General features: G+C 68.7%; 15 protein-coding genes. 5 read left to right on the forward strand and 10 right to left on the reverse strand.

Annotation, left to right across the window (positions count from 1 at the left end; translation table 11 throughout):
- Positions 1 to 114: 114 nt before the first annotated feature.
- Positions 115 to 1557: an MFS transporter gene (locus tag B0W80_RS11550; protein WP_076999282.1), complete on the forward strand. Its 1443-nt coding sequence runs from the start codon at positions 115 to 117 to the stop codon at positions 1555 to 1557.
- On the opposite strand, the gene B0W80_RS11555 is transcribed toward B0W80_RS11550, so the two are convergent.
- From B0W80_RS11555 to B0W80_RS11575, 5 genes are all read right to left on the reverse strand, one after another.
- Positions 1547 to 2233: a GntR family transcriptional regulator gene (locus B0W80_RS11555; RefSeq protein WP_076999283.1), complete on the reverse strand. Its 687-nt coding sequence runs from the start codon at positions 2231 to 2233 to the stop codon at positions 1547 to 1549. The genes B0W80_RS11550 and B0W80_RS11555 overlap by 11 nt on opposite strands.
- Before the next feature lie 142 nt (positions 2234 to 2375).
- Positions 2376 to 3830 carry a dihydropyrimidinase gene (gene hydA / locus B0W80_RS11560; RefSeq protein WP_076999284.1) on the reverse strand — a complete coding sequence of 485 codons (1455 nt, stop codon included), beginning with the start codon at positions 3828 to 3830 and terminating at the stop codon, positions 2376 to 2378.
- A 15-nt stretch (positions 3831 to 3845) separates the two neighbouring features.
- On the reverse strand, positions 3846 to 4568 hold the full coding sequence (locus B0W80_RS11565; RefSeq protein ID WP_076999285.1) for an amino acid ABC transporter permease: 723 nt from the start codon (positions 4566 to 4568) through the stop codon (positions 3846 to 3848).
- 37 nt (positions 4569 to 4605) lie between these two features.
- Positions 4606 to 5436: an ABC transporter substrate-binding protein gene (locus B0W80_RS11570; RefSeq protein WP_076999286.1), complete on the reverse strand. Its 831-nt coding sequence runs from the start codon at positions 5434 to 5436 to the stop codon at positions 4606 to 4608.
- Positions 5437 to 5493: 57 nt separating this feature from the next.
- The gene (locus B0W80_RS11575) at positions 5494 to 6387 is read right to left on the reverse strand and encodes a dihydrodipicolinate synthase family protein (RefSeq protein ID WP_076999287.1); all 894 of its coding nucleotides are present in this window, start codon (positions 6385 to 6387) and stop codon (positions 5494 to 5496) included.
- A 110-nt stretch (positions 6388 to 6497) separates the two neighbouring features.
- Here B0W80_RS11575 and B0W80_RS11580 point away from each other — a divergent pair, with 110 nt between their 5' ends.
- Genes B0W80_RS11580 through B0W80_RS11590 form a run of 3 tightly spaced genes read left to right on the forward strand, consistent with a single transcriptional unit; the run spans position 6498 to position 11441 of the window.
- A complete protein-coding gene (locus B0W80_RS11580) occupies positions 6498 to 9443 on the forward strand; it encodes an FAD-dependent oxidoreductase (protein WP_076999288.1) in 2946 nt (981 codons plus the stop codon).
- Between the two features lie 4 nt (positions 9444 to 9447).
- A complete protein-coding gene (locus B0W80_RS11585) occupies positions 9448 to 10710 on the forward strand; it encodes a M20/M25/M40 family metallo-hydrolase (RefSeq protein WP_076999289.1) in 1263 nt (420 codons plus the stop codon).
- Positions 10707 to 11441 (forward strand): amino acid ABC transporter ATP-binding protein, encoded by a 735-nt coding sequence (locus B0W80_RS11590; RefSeq protein WP_076999290.1) that lies wholly within the window; start codon positions 10707 to 10709, stop codon positions 11439 to 11441. The genes B0W80_RS11585 and B0W80_RS11590 overlap by 4 nt, the downstream gene beginning before the upstream one ends.
- A gap of 89 nt (positions 11442 to 11530) precedes the next feature.
- Here B0W80_RS11590 and B0W80_RS11595 read toward each other — a convergent pair whose 3' ends face one another.
- The 5 genes from B0W80_RS11595 to B0W80_RS11615 form a co-directional block, all read right to left on the reverse strand.
- The gene (locus tag B0W80_RS11595; protein ID WP_076999291.1) at positions 11531 to 12484 is read right to left on the reverse strand and encodes a VTT domain-containing protein; all 954 of its coding nucleotides are present in this window, start codon (positions 12482 to 12484) and stop codon (positions 11531 to 11533) included.
- A 116-nt stretch (positions 12485 to 12600) separates the two neighbouring features.
- Complete coding sequence (locus B0W80_RS11600; protein ID WP_076999292.1) at positions 12601 to 13563, reverse strand: PDR/VanB family oxidoreductase; 963 nt, start codon at positions 13561 to 13563, stop codon at positions 12601 to 12603.
- Positions 13564 to 13576: 13 nt separating this feature from the next.
- The gene (locus B0W80_RS11605; RefSeq protein WP_076999293.1) at positions 13577 to 14350 is read right to left on the reverse strand and encodes an SDR family NAD(P)-dependent oxidoreductase; all 774 of its coding nucleotides are present in this window, start codon (positions 14348 to 14350) and stop codon (positions 13577 to 13579) included.
- A 1-nt stretch (position 14351) separates the two neighbouring features.
- Entirely contained in the window at positions 14352 to 15323 is a 972-nt protein-coding gene (locus B0W80_RS11610) for a tripartite tricarboxylate transporter substrate binding protein (RefSeq protein ID WP_076999294.1), read from the reverse strand.
- Between the two features lie 37 nt (positions 15324 to 15360).
- On the reverse strand, positions 15361 to 16632 hold the full coding sequence (locus tag B0W80_RS11615) for a Rieske 2Fe-2S domain-containing protein (RefSeq protein ID WP_076999295.1): 1272 nt from the start codon (positions 16630 to 16632) through the stop codon (positions 15361 to 15363).
- A gap of 89 nt (positions 16633 to 16721) precedes the next feature.
- Here B0W80_RS11615 and B0W80_RS11620 point away from each other — a divergent pair, with 89 nt between their 5' ends.
- On the forward strand, positions 16722 to 17543 hold the full coding sequence (locus B0W80_RS11620; RefSeq protein WP_083745320.1) for an IclR family transcriptional regulator: 822 nt from the start codon (positions 16722 to 16724) through the stop codon (positions 17541 to 17543).
- The last annotated feature ends 10 nt before the right edge of the window (positions 17544 to 17553 follow it).

Here is a 17553-nt window from a genome sequence, read left to right on the forward strand (position 1 = left end):
GACCTCGATGGCCGGCTGGCAAGGTTGCTGCATCGCTCGGGCTTTGCACCTACGGGTGCCGGCCCTGATGCGGGTTAGGCTGCGCCCCATGGACTGCACGATGATGCCGTCGCAATGACGGGCTCCGCCAGCGACATCCCTGCCCGCCTCGACCGCCTGCCCTGGTCGCGCTGGCACTGGCGCGTGGTCATCGCACTCGGCATCGCCTGGGTGCTCGACGGACTTGAAGTCACGCTGGTGGGTTCGATCGGCGGCGTACTCGAGCGGCCCGACACCTTGGCGCTGAGCGCGGCGCAGATCGGATGGTCGGGTTCCATCTACATCGCGGGCGCCGTCATCGGCGCTCTCTTCTTCGGACGCATGACCGATCGGTTGGGCCGCAAGAAACTTTTTCTCATCACCCTCGCGGTGTATGCGTTGGCCACGCTGGCCACTGCCTTCTCCCCCAACTTCGCCTTTTTCGCGGTGTGCCGCTTCTTCACGGGGCTGGGCATCGGCGGCGAATATGCGGCCATCAATTCGGCCATCGACGAGCTGGTTCCGGCGCGTGTGCGCGGCCGGGTGAACCTGGCGATCAACGGCAGCTTCTGGATCGGTGCGGCGCTCGGCGCAGGCCTGAGCCTGTGGCTGCTCGACCCGGCCGTGCTCGGCCCCGTGTGGGGCTGGCGCGTGGGCTTCGGTCTCGGTGCCGTGCTCGCCGTGGCGATTCTCCTGGTGCGCCGCCACGTGCCCGAAAGCCCGCGCTGGCTCATCGCGCATGGCCGCGCCGACGAGGCCGAAGCGATCGTCGCCAAGATCGAGGCCGAGGTCGCCGCGCAGCACGGCCCGCTGGCCACGCCACAGGGCCGCGTGGACTACGGCCCCCGCAAGAGCCCGGGCTGGCGCGAGGTGATGCAGGTGCTGGTGCGCCGCTATCCGCAGCGCAGCGCCGTGGCGCTCGCATTGATGATTTCGCAGGCCTTTTTCTACAACGCGATCTTCTTCACCTACGCGCTCGTGTTGACGCGCTTCCATGCCGTGCCGGAAGGCCAGGTGGCGCTCTACATCTTTCCCTTTGCGCTCGGCAACGTGCTGGGGCCGCTGATCCTGGGACCGCTGTTCGATCGTGTCGGTCGCCGACGGATGATCGCGTTGACCTATATCGGCGCGGGGGTCGGCCTGGCGCTGACCGGATGGGCGTTCATGCAGGGCATGCTCGACGCGCGCAGCCAGGCGCTGGCCTGGTCGGCGGTGTTCTTCCTCGCCTCGGCGGCAGCCAGCTCGGCCTACCTCACTGTGAGCGAGGTGTTCCCTCTGGAGATGCGCGCGATCGCCATCGCGATCTTCTATGCCGTGGGCACGGGCGCGGGCGGCTTCGTGGCGCCGGTTCTGTTCGGCGCGCTCATCGAAACCGGCAGCCGCGGCGCGGTGGCGGTGGGCTATGCGATCGGCGCCGCTCTGGTCGTAGTGGCGGGGCTCATGGCGCTGCGTTTCGCGGTCGATGCGGAGCGCAAGCCCCTGGAGGAAGTGGCGCCGCCACTGGGCAGCGACGACATGCCCGGCCCACTCACTCGATGAGCGCGCGCCTCACGTCGTCCTGAAGGCTTCGCAAATGCTCGCGCATGGCCGCGCGAGCGCGCTCCGGGTCGCGCGCCCGCAGTGCCGCGATGATCGCGCCGTGCTCGTCGTGGTTCTCGCGCTGCCTGTGCAAGGGGCTGTGCAGGCGGAACAAGCGCGCATTGACACGCAGTTCCTCCACCAGGCGCGGGAACACCACGTTGCCACTGGCCGTGGCGATCACCATGTGAAAGCGGTCGTCGAAGTGGAAGTGCTCGGTCTCGCTGTGCTCGCCGCCATGCAGCGCCAGGCTCTCGTCTTCGAGCGTCTGGATTTCGGCATCGGTGATCTTGCCCACGGCCAGCGCGATCGCCTCTCCTTCGATCACTTCGCGCGCGCGCATGCAGTCGAAGTATTCCTTGGTGCCCAGCGCGCGCACGGCATACGAGCGCGCATCGCGGCGCACCAGCAACCCTTCGCCGGCGAGCCGCACCAGCGCCTCGCGCATGGGCGTGCGCGAAATGCGCAGGTCTTCCGCCAGGCGGGCTTCCTGCAACGGGCTGCCGGCCGAGATCTGGCGATCGAGGATGAGCGTCCGCAGGCGCTCGTAGGCCTGCTCGGCCAGGCTGGCGGAGCGCACTTCGAGCGGCGCGATGGTGATGGTGGCGGGTTGCGCCGGACTGGGAAGGCTGGGCATGCGAACGGAAGAATGTTCCACGGGGCGCGAAAAGCTTAGCAGGCCCGGCCCGCCGCGGCCGCACCGCGACGGTACGCCGCATCTTCGACGGCATCGGCGAACCCATCCGACGGAACGACGCAGCGCAGCTTGTAGCGCAGCTTCACAGCCACTTCTGCAGCGGATTTCCCGCATTCGGCAAGCGCGGCCGCAGGCATGGCAGGAACTCGCCGCTGCCCGCTTCGGCGCAGAACACGCCGTCTTGCCACACGACCCGTCCACGCGACACCGTGATGCCCGGCCATGCCCGCAGCTTCATGCCTTCGTAGGGCGTGTAGTCGGCCGCGTGGTGAAGCATGCCGTTGGCGATGGTGATTTCTTCACCCTCGTTGAACTGGTCCCACACCACGAAGTCGGCATCGCTGCCCACGGCGATGGTGCCCTTGCGCGGATACAGGCCGTACAGGCGCGCCGGATTGGTGGAGGTCAGCTCGACGAAGCGATGGATGTCGAAGCGGCCTGCCATCACCCCCTCGCTCATCAGCAGCGGCAGCCGCGTCTCCACGCCCGGAATGCCGTTCGGAATGCGGTCGAAGGAGGCGTCGTCGCCAGCCACCCGCTTGCCGTCGGCGCCCTGCATGTTGAACGGTGCGTGGTCCGAGGAGACGATGGTGAACAGGCCACTGGCCAGCGCATTCCAGATGAAGGGCTGGTTCGCCTTGTCGCGCGGCGGCGGGCTGCAGATGCAGCGCGCGCCGTGCAAGGGGTCTTCGTGGTCCAGGCCCAGGTCTTCGGCGCTCAGGAAGAGGTACTGCGGGCAGGTCTCGGCATGGATCGGCAGCCCGCGGCCGCGCGCCCAGTGGATCTGCTCGACCGCCTCGCGACCCGAGACGTGGACGATCAGGATCGGCGTGTCGACCAGTTCCGCCAGCGCGATGGCGCGGTGCGTGGCCTCGCGCTCCACCGCCATCGGCCGGGAACTGGCGTGGTAGCGCGGTGCGGTGAGCCCCGCGTCGAGCAACTGCTCGGTGAGCCACGCGATGCAGTCGGCGTTCTCGGCATGGACCATCGTCATCGCGCCATGCCGTCGCGCCGTGGCCAGCACCTCGATGACCTGGCGGTCGTCCAGCTTGAGATCGTCGTAGGTCATGTAGATCTTGAAGGAGGTGTAGCCCTTCTCGATCAGCGCCGGCAGCTCCTTGCGGGTGACCTCGCGCGTGGGGTCCGACACGATCAGGTGGAAGGCGTAGTCGATCACCGCCTTGCCTTCGGCGCGGCGGTGGTAGTCGTCGACGGCCGCCTGGATGCTGTGCCCCTTCTGCTGCGCCGCGAAAGGCAGCACGGTCGTGGTGCCGCCGCATGCAGCCGAGCGCGTGCCGGTGTAGAAGTCGTCGGCGGAGCGCGAGCCGTCGCTGGTGGGCTGGTCGAAGTGGCAGTGGCCGTCCACGCCGCCGGGCGTGACCAGGCGGCCGCCGGCGTCGATCTCGCGAGCGGCGCTGCCCTCCAGGCCCTGCGCGATGGCGCAGACGCGGCCGTCGCGCACGCCGATGTCGGCGCGATAGCGGTCGCCCACGGTCGCGATGTCGGCGTCGCGCAGGATCAGGTCGTAACGGGTCATGCGTTTCCTAGTTTCCTAGCGTTGCTCGAGTGCAGCCTCGGGGGGCACCGCGGCGGGGGTACTGGCATTGCCGTATGCGCGGCCGTAGTGGCGTTCGATGCGGCGCTGCACGAAGTCCCAGGCGGTGGTCATCAACAGGTAATAAAGAGCGGCGACGAGGAACAGTTCGAGCACCATGAACTTTTCCTGGATCAGGACCTGCGTGCGGCGCAGCAGCTCCTCCATCGAGATCACGGACGTGATCGACGTGGTCTTGAGCAGGCCGTTGATGCTGTTGCCCAGCGTCGGCACGATCAGCCGCATGGCCTGCGGCATGACGATGTAGCGCATGGTCTGCGCGCTGCTGAAGCCGACCGCGCGGGCCGCGTTGGTCTGGCCCACCGAGATGGACTGGATGCCCCCCCGCACGATCTCGGCCAGGTAGGCCGCTTCGTTCAGGATCAACCCCAGCAAGGCCGACTCGATGACCGACAACTTCAATCCCACTTGTGGCAGGCCGGTGTAGATGATGATCAGCTGCACCAGCAGCGGCGTGCCCCGAAACACCCAGATGTAGAAGTGCGCCGGCGCCGCCAGCCAGCGCCGGCTGGACAGGCGCGCCAGTGCCAGCGCGCAGCCGACCACCAGGCCGCCCGCGATCGCGGCGAGCGTGAGCCACAGCGTGGTGACGGCGCCGCTCAGCAGATATGGATTGAACAGGTAGTCGATGAATCCCGACCAGCTCCAGCCTTGTCCCATGGTGTTCCTTCGATTGACCGACGGCCGCGGCGCGGCCTCAGCCCGCCGGACCCTTGACCGAGGCGGCGCCGTCCACGGCCTTCACGCCGTACTGGTCGAACAGCTTCTGGAAGCTGCCGTCGGCCTTCATGTCGTTGATGACCTTGGCCATGGCCCCGGCCAGGTCCTTGTTGCGTGCAGCGAGCGCGACGGGCGTCGGAAACAGGCCATGCAGCACGCGGTCGAAGTCGCCGCGCTTCTGGTATTCGGCGCCGGTGGAGTCGATCGACAGCGCCACTTCCACCTGCCCCGCGCGCAGGGCCTGGAAGGCCATCGCGAAGTTCTCGAAGGTGCGGATGGTCATGCCCTTCATGCCCTTGTCGGTGAGCTGCTTGTCGAGTTCGCGGGCCTTGCGCTCCTCGAAGCCGCCGATCTCGACGCCGATGCTCTTGCCCGACAGGTCGTCCGGCTTGCCGATCTTCAGGGGGTTGCCCTTGGCGGTGCTGATGCTGATGGCCTGGTCTTCATAGATCACCATCTGCATGAGCTTGGCGCGTTCTTCGGTGTAGAAGATGCCGGTGTTGATGACGTCCCAACGACCCGCTTGCAACCCCGGGATCATGGCGGAGAACTCGATGCGGACGTACTCGGGCGTCAGGCACAGGCGCTTGGCGATCGCCTCGCCCAGTTCGACGCGCATGCCCTTGAGCGCGCCGGTCTGGTCGACGAACTGCATCGGCGGGAGGGTCGGGTTGACCGACATCACGAGGGTGCCCTTCTTGACCAGCGCCGAATCGGGCACCGGTGACTTGCAGGCCTGGGCCTGGGCGACGCCCGTGCCGAGAAAGAGAAGAAACGAGGCCGACACGAGAGTGGGAAGCAGTTTCATGGTGATGTCCTTGGAAAGTGGAAAACCAGCGAAAGAGGCGTGAACGTGAACGCGTTGTCAGGCGCGAATCGAGTCGAGAAGCTGCAGGCGATCGAGCGCCCGGCGCAGGTCGGCCGCATCGGCCTCGGGCAGCGGCAGGCGCGGCGCGCGCGGCTTGCCGACCGGCAATCCCATCATCGTCAGGCCGTCCTTGGAGGCAGCGACGTAGCGATGGCCACCGACCCAGCGCACGATGGGCAACATCTGCTTGTACAGCGCGAGCGCCGCGGGCATGTCGCGCTCGTCCGCCACCAGCTCGAACAGCCGCGCCGACATCTTCGGGATCAGGTTGGAGCAGACCGCGACCCAGCCCTGCGCGCCGAGCCAGAACGACTCGTAGCCAAGAATGCCGGCGAACACCGTCATGCGGTCGCCGCAGAGCTCGATGATGTCGCGCACGCGCGTGACCTCGAGCGTCGACTCCTTGATGTACTTGCAGTTGTCGATGCGCGAGAGACGCGCCACCAGCTCCGGCTTCAGGTCCACGTTGGCCGTGGCCGGGTTGTTGTAGACCATGATGGGAATGCCGATCGCTTCGCCCACTTTGCGGTAGTGCTCGAACAGCTCGTCGTCGGTGGGCGTGCTGTAGAAGGGCGGAATGATCATCACGCCATCGGCGCCCATCTGCTCGGCCTCGCGGCTCAGCCGCACGCATTCGTCGGTCCACTCCGCGCCGGTGCCGATCAACACAGGCACGCGTCTTGCGGCGGTGCTGACGCACGTTTCGATGACCAGCTGCCGTTCTTCCTGCGTAAGCGACAGGAATTCGCCGGTGCTTCCCAGCGGAATCAGGCCGTGGATGCCTTCCTCGATCTGCCAGTCGACCAGCTTGCGCAGGGCGGGCACGTCGACCCGGCCGTCGGCGGTCATGGGGGTGATCAGCACCGTGTAGGTGCCTCGAAACGCTGTCATGGCTTGGGTCCTCGGGAAATCGGGTGACGCGGTATATGTATACGTGTAGTATACGTATACGTTAATCCGCGTCAACGACGTTTTCGCGTCGAACCGCCTCCCATCCCGACATGAGCGCCAGACTGACCAATCCCGCCATTGCCACGACCGGCCGCCCCGTGCGGTTCTGGTACGACGGGCAGCCCCAGGAAGGGCTGGAGGGCGAAACCATCGCCGCTGCGCTGGCGGCCGCGGGCATCCGCGAGATGCGTCACACGCGCGAAGGCGGTCGCCGTGGCCTTTACTGCGGCATGGGCGCCTGCTTCGATTGCCTCGTGACCGTCGATGGCCGCTCCAGCCAGCGCGCCTGCCTGACCAAGGTGGCCGAAGGCCAGCAGGTGCGTTCGGCCATGCCGGCCGGCACGGCGTCGGACCCGCTGGTCGCCCTCGCACCGGAGGCCGCCGCGGCGCCCGAGCAACTGGAAGTCGACGTGCTCGTCATCGGCGCCGGGCCTGCCGGCCTGTCGGCGGCCCTGGCGGCACGCCGAGCCGGTGCCATCGTGCTGGTGCTCGACGAGCGCCTGGAATCGGGCGGCCAGTTCTACAAACCGCTCGCGCCGTCGCATCGGGCCCGGACGCCGAGCGATCGGCAGTTCGCGGATGGTTTGGCGCTCGAACGCGAGACGCTCGCCGCTGGCGTTCGAATCAGCCAGGGCGCACAGGTCTGGGCCGCGTTTTCGCCGCGCGAGGTCGGTGCGCTCGTCGACGGCCGAGCGCACGTCATCGCCTGCCGCCAGCTGGTGATCGCCCCGGGCGCCTACGAGCGACCCGTGCCCTTCCCCGGCTGGACGCTTCCCGGCGTGATGACCACCGGCGCCGGCCAGACCCTGGCGCGCGCCTACCGCGTGGCACCGGGCCGGCAGGTGCTGATCGCCGGCAACGGCCCGCTCAACTTGCAGCTCGCCGCGGAGCTCCTGGCCGGCGGTGCCCAGGTGCTGGCGGTGCTGGAGTCCGCACCGCGCCCTTCCTTGCGCCAATGGCGGCAGATGCTGGTAGCCGCGCGCACTGCGCCCGACCTGCTGCAGCAGGGCTGGCGCTACCTGCGCCAGCTGCGCGCCCGCGGCGTACCGGTGCTGTGGGGCCATGTGGTCGAGGCGGCCGAAGGCCGGGACGCGCTGCGGGCGGTCACCGCCGTGCGCACCGACGCACAGGGCCGCGCCGTGCCGGGCACCACGCGCCGCTTCGAGGCAGACACCCTGTGCCTCGGCTACGGCTTCATCCCGTCGACCGAACTGGCCCGCATGCTGGGATGCGAGCACCGCCTGGCCGATCGGCACCTGGGCTACCCGGCCACCGTGACGCGCGAGGATGGCGCGACGAGCCTGGACGGCGTGTACGTCGTGGGCGATGGCGCCGACCTGGGCGGCTCGCGCGTCGCCTTGGCACGGGGCCGCCTGGCCGGCCGCGCCGCGGCGCGCACGCTCGGGTTCGACGCACCGGAACCGGCCGATGCGCTCGATGAGCTGCACCGGGCCCAGCGTTTTCAGCAGGCCCTGTGGTCGATCTACGCGGCGCCGCCCGTGTCGCTGGCGGCTGTCCCGGACGAAACGCTGCTGTGCCGATGCGAGGAGGTGAGCTTCGGCTCGGTGCGAGAGCAGATCCGCGCCGGCCGCGACACGCTGGCCGCCATCAAGCGCAACACGCGCCTGGGGATGGGCCGTTGCCAGGGTCGCTATTGCGCAGCGACCGCGGCCCGGCTGGTCGGCGAACTCACGGGCCGGCCGCCGCACGCCGAACAGTATTTCGCGCCGCGCCCCCCGGCCAAACCGGTGCCGGCCGGCGCCCTTGGCTTCGAAAAGCCCGAATGGGGCGGGCACAAGCCTGCCATCACGCCGAACCTCGCGCGGCCGGTGGAGCACACGCCGTTCGCACCCCTGCGCACCGATGTGCTGGTGATCGGTGCCGGCGTCCTGGGCTCCTGTCTCGCCTATTACCTGTCGCAAGACGGGCAGGACGTGACCGTGGCCGACCGCGACGACGTCAACCTCCAGGCCTCGGGTGCCAACGCAGGCAGCCTGCACGTGCAGCTGCTGTCCTTCGACTTCGGCGCCAAGGCGCAGGCCGGCGGCGGCCCCGCGGCCGCCACGCTGCCGCTCGGGCCGACATCGGTGCGCCTGTGGCAGGAGATCGAGGCCGCCTGCGGCGAAGACCTGGAAGTCAAGATCACCGGCGGGCTGATGGTCGCCGACAGCGAGGCCGGCATGCGATTCCTCGAAGCCAAGGCCGCGCTCGAGCGCAGCCACGGCATCGACACGCAAGTGATCGACGGCGCCGGGCTGCGCCAGCTTTCGCCGGCCCTGAGCGAGCGGCTTCTGGGTGCGGCGCACTGTCCACTGGAAGGCAAGATCAACCCGCTGCGCGCCACCTACGCCGTCGCCCGGCGAGCGCAGGAGCAAGGCGCGCGCCTGCTGCGCGGCTGCGACGTGCAGCGCATCGAGCGGCTGCCTGGCGATGGCGCCGGCTTCGTGGTGCACACCTCGCGCGGCATCATCCATGCGGGCCGCATCGTCAATGCCAGCGGCGCCTGGTCGAGCACCATCGGCCACATGCTGGGCGTGCACATCCCGGTCAAGGGCGCGCCGCTGCAGATGATCGTGACGGAGCCTGCTCCTGCGCTGGTCAACCACCTGGTCGCACACGCCGACCGGCACCTGAGCCTCAAGCAGGCGGCCAGCGGCGGACTGATCATCGGCGGCGGCTGGACCGCCGCCTTCCACGACGACATGCGGCTCAATCGCGCCGAGCGCGCCAGCATCGAAGGCAACCTGTGGGTGGCGCGCCAGGTGCTGCCCGCGGTGAGCGGCCTGCACATCGTGCGCTGCTGGGCCGGCATGAACGTCAACATCGACGGCGCGCCGATCATCGGCGACGTGCCCGGGGTGCCCGCCTTCTTCAACGCGGTCACCTCCAACGGCTACACGCTGGCGCCGGTCACCGCTCGGCTGGTGACCGACCTGATCGTGCGCGGCCGCACCGACATCGACATCACTCCCTTCCGCATCGACCGATTCCTCTGAACCCATGAACGATCCGACCCGCGCACGCGAAGCGCTGCGCCACACCATCGACACGCATTTCGAAGAGCAAGTGCGCACGCTCGCGCGGCTCGTGCAATGCCCTTCCGACAATCCGCCGGGCGACTGTGCACCGCACGCCGAGCTCACGGCGGGCCTGCTCGAGGCCATGGGCTTCGCCGTCGAGCGCCACCCGGTGCCGGCCGAGTTCGCGGCCGCGCACGGCATGCGCAGCGTGACCAACCTGATCGTGCGCGAGCGCTTCGGCAACGGGCCGGTGGTGGCGCTCAACGCGCACGGCGACGTGGTCCCGCCCGGCGATGGCTGGAGCGTCGACCCTTACGGCGGCGAGGTGCGCGACGGTTGGCTCTATGGCCGCGGCGCCGCTGTGTCGAAGTCCGACTTCACCACCTATGCCTTCGCGCTGCGCGCGATCAAGGCCCTGGCAGCATCCGGAACGCCGCTGGCCGGCACGGTCGAACTGCACCTGACCTACGACGAAGAAACGGGCGGCATGACGGGCCCCGGACGCATTCTGTCGGAGGGCCTGAGCCGTCCCGACTTCGTGCTGTCGGCTGCCTTTTCGCACCACGTGGTGGTCGCTCACAACGGCTGTCTGCACCTGGAGGTGACGCTGCGCGGCAAGTCGGCGCATGCGGCGCGGCCGGACACGGGCCACGACGCGATCGAGGCCGCGGCGTCGTTGCTGCCGGCGCTCTACCGGCATCGCGACGAACTCGCCCGACGCCCCTCGCAGACGGTGGGCATCACGCATCCCACCCTGGTGGTGGGCCTCATCGCGGGCGGGATCAACACCAACGTGGTGTCCGATGTGCTGAGCCTTCGTATCGACCGCCGCATCGTCCCCGAAGAGTCGCCCGAAGCGGTCGAGGCCGAGCTGCGCGAAGTGATCGAATCTGCATGCCGCCCCCTGCCGGGCATCACGGCCGACATCCGAAGGATCTTGCTGGCCCGGCCGTTCGCACCCGCGCCGGGCGCGCAGGCGTTGACCGACCTGGTGTGCGACGAAGCGAGCCGGGTGATGGGCAAGCCGGTGACGCCGATCGGAGTGCCGCTCTACACCGACGCGCGCCTCTACAGCGAAGCCGGCATCCCCACGGTGATGTACGGTGCCGGCCCCGAAAGCCTGCTGGAGGCCAACGGGCACCGCGCCGACGAGCGCGTGCCGCTGGACGAACTGCGCAAGGCGACGCTCGTCGTCGCCAACACCCTCCACCGAATCCTGACCACCCAGCCATCCACGCCATGATCGAGATCAGTCAAGTCAACAAGTGGTACGGCGCCTTCCAGGTGCTGACCGATTGCACAACCACCGTCCGCAAGGGCGAGGTGGTCGTCGTCTGCGGCCCGTCGGGCTCGGGCAAGTCCACGCTCATCAAATGCGTCAACGCGCTGGAGCCGTTCCAGCAGGGCCGCATCACGGTCGACGGCGTGTCGGTGGGCGACCCGAAGATCAACCTCAATACGCTGCGCTCCCGCGTGGGCATGGTGTTCCAGCACTTCGAGTTGTTCCCGCATCTCACGATCGAGGAGAACCTGTCGATCGCGCAGCTCAAGGTGCTCAAGCGCTCTGCCGCCGAGGCGCACACCACCTCGATGGCGCTGCTGGAGCGCGTGGGCATGCGCGCCCATTCGCACAAGTTTCCCAACCAGCTTTCCGGCGGACAGCAGCAACGCGTGGCGATCGCCCGTGCGCTGGCCATGAACCCGGTCGCGATGCTCTTCGACGAGCCCACGTCCGCGCTGGACCCGGAGATGGTCAACGAGGTTCTCGACGTGATGGTGCAGCTGGCACGCGAAGGCATGACGATGATGTGCGTCACGCACGAGATGGGCTTTGCGCGGAAGGTGGCGAACCGCGTGATCTTCATGGACCGCGGCGCCATCGTGGAAGACTGCGCCAAGGAGGAATTCTTCGGCAACCCGTCGGCACGCTCCGAGCGCGCGCAGCAGTTCCTGTCGAAGATCCTCCAGCACTGAGCCGAAAGGCCCGCCCCCCGATTCCGAGCATGCGTGGACACGCCCGGCGTGCCAGGGCGGCGCTCGGGCCTGAAGGCTCTCAGTGGGTTCTAGCCTTGTGGATGAGGCGCCGTGGGGTGCCCGGCCGCCACCCAGGCTTCCAGGCCTCCCGCCAGCGGCCGCGCACGCATCAGTCCGCGCTGCATCAGGGCCTGCGCGGCCAGCGCCGCCGAGACTTCGTTGGGGCAGTTGCAATACAGGATGATCTCGCGCTGGCCCGCGTCGAAAGGCAGCGCGGCGCTGCGCTGCTGCAAGGTCTTGAGCGCGATCGGCACGGCACCGGGAATGCGCCGCGGATCGACCTGCACGCCGGCCTCACCACGCACGTCGATGAGCAGCGGCGGTTCTTCGCCCGACATCAGCGCGGCCAGTTCGTCGATGGAGGCGCGTGGCATGGTCGTCACGCGCAGGAAAGCGCGCCGCCGCCACCAGCGCCGCAACAGCAAGGCGGCAATCACGACGACCAGCGCCGCGGTCGCGACGCCGCCCGCATTGGCCAGTGCGTCGAGCACCGCCTGGATCTGCTCGCGGAACACCCAGCCCAGGCACAGGAACACGCCGGCCCACAGCAGCGCGGCCAGCGTCTCGAAGGCCAGGAAGCGCAGCGAGCTCATGCCGAGCGCGCCCGCCATCGGCGGCGCCACCACCGACACGCCCGGCACGAACTTGGCCGCCACGAGCGACAGGCCGCCCCACCGGGTGATCAGCGATTCGCTGCGGCGCACGCAGGAATCCGGCGACATCGAGATCTTGCACAGCACGCGCATGAAGCGGTAGCCGTAGATGCGCCCGGCGTAGAACCAGACGGCGTCGCCCAGCACGTTGGCCACCAGCGTGGCACAGACCATGGCGACGATGAGCACCGGCTCGGCAATGGCCGCGATGCCGCCGGCCACCACCAGCACCGGCGCGGCCGGAACGGGCAGGCCCACGCGGGCCGCGAAGGTCACGGCGAAGACCACCGCCAGGACGTGGTCGACCATCAGCGCGATCAGCGCTTCCATGGAGCCTCCCGGCGACGTGAGCAGGCAGTTAGGCGGTGTGGGTTGGCGGGCAAGGCGGGCGGGCGAGTGAAACGGCCGCTAGCGTAACGCGCCCGGCCCGTCTCCGGCGGTCTCCTTCAGAGATCGAGCACCAGCGGCCCGCGGCGGCAGCGCGAGACGCAGATCATCATGCTCTTGTTGGCCGCACGCTCCGCTGTGGTGAGGATGCCGTCGTGGTGCTCGGCTTCGCCGGCGAGCAGGCGCGTCTCGCAAGCGCCGCAGACGCCTTCGCGGCAGCTGTGCGCGGCATCGATGCCGCCGTCGAGCAGCGCATCGAGTATCGATTGGCCGGGGGCGACCTCGATCGAGCGCTTGCTGCGACGCAACTCGACGGTGAAACCGCCTTGGTCCGCCGCGGGCGCCACGACCGGTGCCGCGAAGCGCTCGACATGGACGTTCGCATGGCCCAGGGACTCGCAGGCTCGCTCGAACGCGGCGAGCATGGGCGCAGGGCCGCAGCCATAGAAATGCGCGTCGCGTGGGCGGTCCGCCAGCCAAGCCTGCAGATCCGGCGGACCGCCCGCCTCGTCGTCGAAGTGCCAGTGCAGGCGCACCAGGCCGCCGGCCAGCAGACCGATCTCGCCGGCGAAGGCCGCCTCGCGCCGCGATCGCGCGCAATAGAAGAAGTCGACCGGGCGGCCCAGGACCACGAGCCGGCGCAACATGGCCAGCAGCGGCGTGACGCCGATGCCGCCTGCTACCAGCACGCTGTGCGCCGCCTCTTCGCGCAGCCGGAACAGATTGCGCGGCGCGGAGACCGGCAGCGTGCTGCCGACACGCAATTGCTGGTGCACATAGCGCGATCCGCCGCGGCTGGCGCGGTCTTCCTGCACCGCGACCACGTAGCGGTGGCGCTCGCTCGATGGATTGATCAGCGAGTAGCTGCGCACCAGCCCGTTGGGCAGGTGCAGGTCGAGATGCGCCCCCGGCTCGAAGGCCGGCAGCTCGGACCCGCCTTGCGAACGCAGTTCCAGGCTGAGCACGCCCGGCGCCTCGTGGCGCAGCGTATGGACCAGCGCGTCGATGGTGGGAGCAGACATGGACGCATCCGCCTCACATGATCGACAGGCCGCCGTCCACCATCAGCGCGGTGCCGGTGATGAAGGAGGCCTCGTCGGAGGCCAGCCAAAGAATCGGCCGCGCGATCTCTTCCGGGGCCGCCCAACGGCCGAGCAGCGACGTGGTCTGGCGCTCGCCCTTGAGCGTCTCGACGCTCTTGCCCTTCTGGCCCGCGCGTGCCACGTGGAAATCGGTCAGCGTGGAGCCCGGGCACACTGCGTTGACACGGATGCCGTGCTCGGCCTCCTCGAAGGCCAGCGTGCGCGTCATGGCCAGCTGTGCCGCCTTGGTCGCGTCGTAGAGGCCCATGCCCTTGCGACCCGTCACCGCGTAGCAGGAGGACACGTTGACGATGCTGCCGCGGCCGCTGCTGCGCAGCGCCGGCAAGGCAGCGCGGCAGTAGTTCGACGCGCCGATCAGGTTCACGCCGACCATGGCCTGCCATTCTTCCGGCGTCGCCTCGGCCAGCGCCGTGTAGTTGCGCATGGCCGCGTTGTTCACCAGCACGTCGATGCGGCCGAAGGCGGCCACGGCCCGGGCCACGGCCTCGGCGGCCTGGCCGGGGTCTGCCACGTTGGCGGCATGGCCATCGATGTGCGCACCGGGGACTTCGCTGCGCACGGCGTCGATGGTGCGGGCCAGCGCGGCAGCGTCGGCATCGACCAACGTGACCGCAGCACCCTCGGCGCAGAACAGCAGCGCCGTCGCCGCGCCGATGCCGGCACCGCCGCCGGTGATCAGCGCGGCCTTGTTCAAAAGTCTGGGCATGTCAGTCCGCCTTCGCGCCGGTGGCCTTGATGACCTTGCCCCAGCGCGGAATCTCGGCGCGGATCCAGCCGGCGAACTGCGCCGGCGTGCCAGCCACCACCTCGAACTCCATGGCTTCGAGCTTCTCCCGCACATCGGGCATGTGCAGGATCTTGACGATCTCCTTGTTGTAGCGGTCGATGATGTTCTTGGGCGTACCGGCGGGCGCCAGGAAACCGATCCACGACGTGGCGACGAAATCGGGGTAGCCCGACTCGGCCAACGTGGGCACGTTCGGCGTGCTCGCGAAGCGCTTCTGGCCCGATGACGCGACGAGCCGCAGCCGCCCTTCCTTGACGAACTGCTGCACGTTGCCCGGCACCAGGAAGGCAGCCTGCACGTTGCCCGCCACGAGGTCGGTGATGGCCGGCCCGGCGCCGCGGTACGGCACGTGCGTGGCATCGAACTGGGCGGCCGACTTGAACATCTCCATGGTCAGGTGCGACGCGCTTCCGGCTGCCACCGACGCATACGAGAGCTTGCCCGGATTCGCCTTGGCCCACGCCACGAACTCCTTCACCGACTTGACCGGCAGATCCGGGTTGACGGTGAGGTATTGCGGCGTGCTTACCGCGAGCGTGATGGGCGCGAGGTCCTTCACCGGGTCGTAGGGCATCTTGTCGAAGAGCGTCGCGTTGATGGCGATCGGCCCGTTGTAGCCCACCAGCAGCGTGAGCCCGTCGGGCGGCGACTTGGCGACGTAGTCGGCGCCGATGTTGCCGCCTGCGCCGGGGCGGTTTTCGACGATCACCGGCTGGCCGATCAGGTCTTGCAGCTTGGCGGCGACGATGCGGGCCAGCACGTCGTTGGTGCTGCCGGTGATCGGCACGATGATGCGCACCGGTTTGGTCGGCGACCATTCCTGCGCCGGCGCGGTGCCGGCCAGCGCCAGGCCCAGCGCGGCCGCCGCCAGCGCCCTGATGAAGTTTTTCATGGGGTTGTGTCCTTGTCGTTCGTTGTGTCGGCGCGCATCAGATCGAATACACGGGCTGCTTGCTGCCATCGGCGAGGTGCTCGCGGGCCCACTCGCTCGGGTTGTCGCCGCGCGGCAGCAGCACGCCGGCTGCGCGCACGTGCTGCATGGACGCGTCGAGCGCAGGCGGCTCCACGCCCTCGGCCAGCCCCAGCGCCGCCTCGTGCAGCATGCGGCGCGCCATCACGATGGCCTTGTCGGTGGGCAGCAGGCGCTCGGCCTCGTGGTCCTGGATCGGGCCCATGCTCTCCTGCAGCGACGCGTCCTGCATGCTGAAGCCGAAGATGCCGCTGTAGGCGCGCTTTTCCTGCTGCGCGCGGCGGTCCATCAGGTAGTCGTTGTCCTTGTTCGCGAGCGGACGGAAGCTGTCGGGTGCGTACACCACGTGGATGCCCTTGCCCTCTTCCATGTCGCGCCGCTCGTCGGCCGACAGCGGCTTGTCGGGGTGGAAGTTGATGCTCCAGGCCCAGCAGTGGTGGTCGTCGATCGGCACCCAGACGTGGCCGCCCAGCGCATGCTCGCCGAAGGGCGGGATCAGCGTGAACCACGGAAACAGCCATTGCGTGACGCGCCAGTAGTACGAATCGGGCTCGCCGTTGCGCCTTCCGAAGAGCGTGAGGCCGAAGGGGTTCTTCTCGATGTCGAAGATCACGTTGCCGTCGGCCTTGATGTAGTCGTTGGCCTTGGTGCCCTGGTGCATCGGGTCGGTGTCGACTTCGTAGCGGTGCACGTACGAGACGTGGCTGGTGTCGATGCCGCCCTCCATGGCTTGCAGGTAGTTGCTCTCCTGCAGGCGCTTCGACACGAAGACGTGGCTGGCCGGCAGGTTGCACCACTCGACTTCGGGGGGGGCCGGCTGCTTGTCGGCCGGGCCCATGTAGGCCCAGACCAGGCCTGCGCGCTCGATGCACGGATAGCCCTTGATGTTCATGCGCGCGCACGACTGGGGCGACGAAGGCACGTCGACGCAGTGGCCCTGGCGGTCGAACTTGAGGCCGTGGTAGGCGCAGCGAATGCCGCCCTCTTCGTTGCGGCCGAAGTACAGCGACACGCCGCGGTGCGAGCAGAACTCGCTGATGAGCGCCGCGTGGCCCTCGGTGTCGCGAAAGGCGATCAACTTCTCGCCCAGGATCTGCACGCGCACCTGCGGGCCGTCGGGCTCGGCGATTTCGCTGGACTGGAGGATCGGCACCCAGTAGCGCCGCATCAGGTTGCCCATGGGGGTTCCGGGGCCGGTGCGCACCAGCGTTTCGGACATCTCTTTGTTCATGTCTTGGATTTCCTTCGTGGGTGAATGACGGGGCTCGACGGCTCATGTTGTCCGTCTGATGAGATTAGTATCCGTTCTATGGACACATCATGTCAAGCCCGGTTGCCGTGCCCGATACCATCGGCGCTGCAATCGACCCGAGGACAAGGAACAACGTGGCGGAGAGCGAAAAGCTGAGTGACAGCGTGCGTGCGGTGGACCGCGCGCTGGAGATCCTGTTGGCCTTCACGCCCGGCGACGACGAGCTGTCGGCCGGCGAGTTGCTCAAGCGCGTGCAGTTGAGCCGGCCCACGCTCTATCGACTGCTGAACACGCTGGAGCAGAACGGCTTCGTGGTGTCGGTGGGCGAGCCGCAGCGCTTCAGGCTCGGGCCATCGGTGGCGCGGCTGGCCCACGTGTGGACGGCCACACAGGACATCGGCGCGGTGGCCCAGCCCATGATGCAGCGCCTGCGCGAGCGCACCGGCGAGACGGTGGCGCTGTTCATCCCGCAAGGGCTGCACCGCGTCTGCGTGGCAGAGTTGCCGAGCAACCAGCCGCTGAGCTTCAAGCGTGGCGTGGGCTATTCGGAGCGCATCGTGGTGGGTGCGAGCGGCCGGGCGATCCTGGCCCACATCCCCTTCGGCGACCGCACCTTGCAGGACTACGCCGCAGACATGAAGGTCGACCTGCGCGGCTACCCCAAGGAGCTGGAAGCGATCCGCCAGCGCGGCTACGCCACCAGCCGCGACGAGCTGCTGCAGGGTGCCGTCGCCATCGCCGCGCCCTATTTCAACGGCAGCGGCGAGGTGGCGGGGTCGATCGCGGTGTTCGGGCCCAGCGCGCGCATCCACGCGCCCGAGGTCGAGGCCATCGGCAAGCTGCTGGTCGAGGAAGCGAAGGCGCTGTCGAAGGCGCTCGGCCAGCGCTGAAGAGCAGGGA

It is taken from the genome of Variovorax sp. KK3 (assembly GCF_001984055.1).
Taxonomy (GTDB): Bacteria; Pseudomonadota; Gammaproteobacteria; order Burkholderiales; family Burkholderiaceae_C; genus Variovorax.

Coding starts and splice junctions, on each gene's coding strand:
- B0W80_RS11600 (WP_076999292.1), bottom strand. CDS start 13,563: ATGTCTGCTCCCACCATCGACGCGCTGGTCCATACGCTGCGCCACGAG.
- B0W80_RS11585 (WP_076999289.1), top strand. CDS start 9,448: ATGAACGATCCGACCCGCGCACGCGAAGCGCTGCGCCACACCATCGAC.
- B0W80_RS11575 (WP_076999287.1), bottom strand. CDS start 6,387: ATGACAGCGTTTCGAGGCACCTACACGGTGCTGATCACCCCCATGACC.
- B0W80_RS11615 (WP_076999295.1), bottom strand. CDS start 16,632: ATGAACAAAGAGATGTCCGAAACGCTGGTGCGCACCGGCCCCGGAACC.
- hydA (WP_076999284.1), bottom strand. CDS start 3,830: ATGACCCGTTACGACCTGATCCTGCGCGACGCCGACATCGCGACCGTG.
- B0W80_RS11605 (WP_076999293.1), bottom strand. CDS start 14,350: ATGCCCAGACTTTTGAACAAGGCCGCGCTGATCACCGGCGGCGGTGCC.
- B0W80_RS11595 (WP_076999291.1), bottom strand. CDS start 12,484: ATGGAAGCGCTGATCGCGCTGATGGTCGACCACGTCCTGGCGGTGGTC.
- B0W80_RS11555 (WP_076999283.1), bottom strand. CDS start 2,233: ATGCCCAGCCTTCCCAGTCCGGCGCAACCCGCCACCATCACCATCGCG.
- B0W80_RS11620 (WP_083745320.1), top strand. CDS start 16,722: ATGTCAAGCCCGGTTGCCGTGCCCGATACCATCGGCGCTGCAATCGAC.
- B0W80_RS11580 (WP_076999288.1), top strand. CDS start 6,498: ATGAGCGCCAGACTGACCAATCCCGCCATTGCCACGACCGGCCGCCCC.
- B0W80_RS11610 (WP_076999294.1), bottom strand. CDS start 15,323: ATGAAAAACTTCATCAGGGCGCTGGCGGCGGCCGCGCTGGGCCTGGCG.
- B0W80_RS11570 (WP_076999286.1), bottom strand. CDS start 5,436: ATGAAACTGCTTCCCACTCTCGTGTCGGCCTCGTTTCTTCTCTTTCTC.
- B0W80_RS11550 (WP_076999282.1), top strand. CDS start 115: ATGACGGGCTCCGCCAGCGACATCCCTGCCCGCCTCGACCGCCTGCCC.
- B0W80_RS11590 (WP_076999290.1), top strand. CDS start 10,707: ATGATCGAGATCAGTCAAGTCAACAAGTGGTACGGCGCCTTCCAGGTG.
- B0W80_RS11565 (WP_076999285.1), bottom strand. CDS start 4,568: ATGGGACAAGGCTGGAGCTGGTCGGGATTCATCGACTACCTGTTCAAT.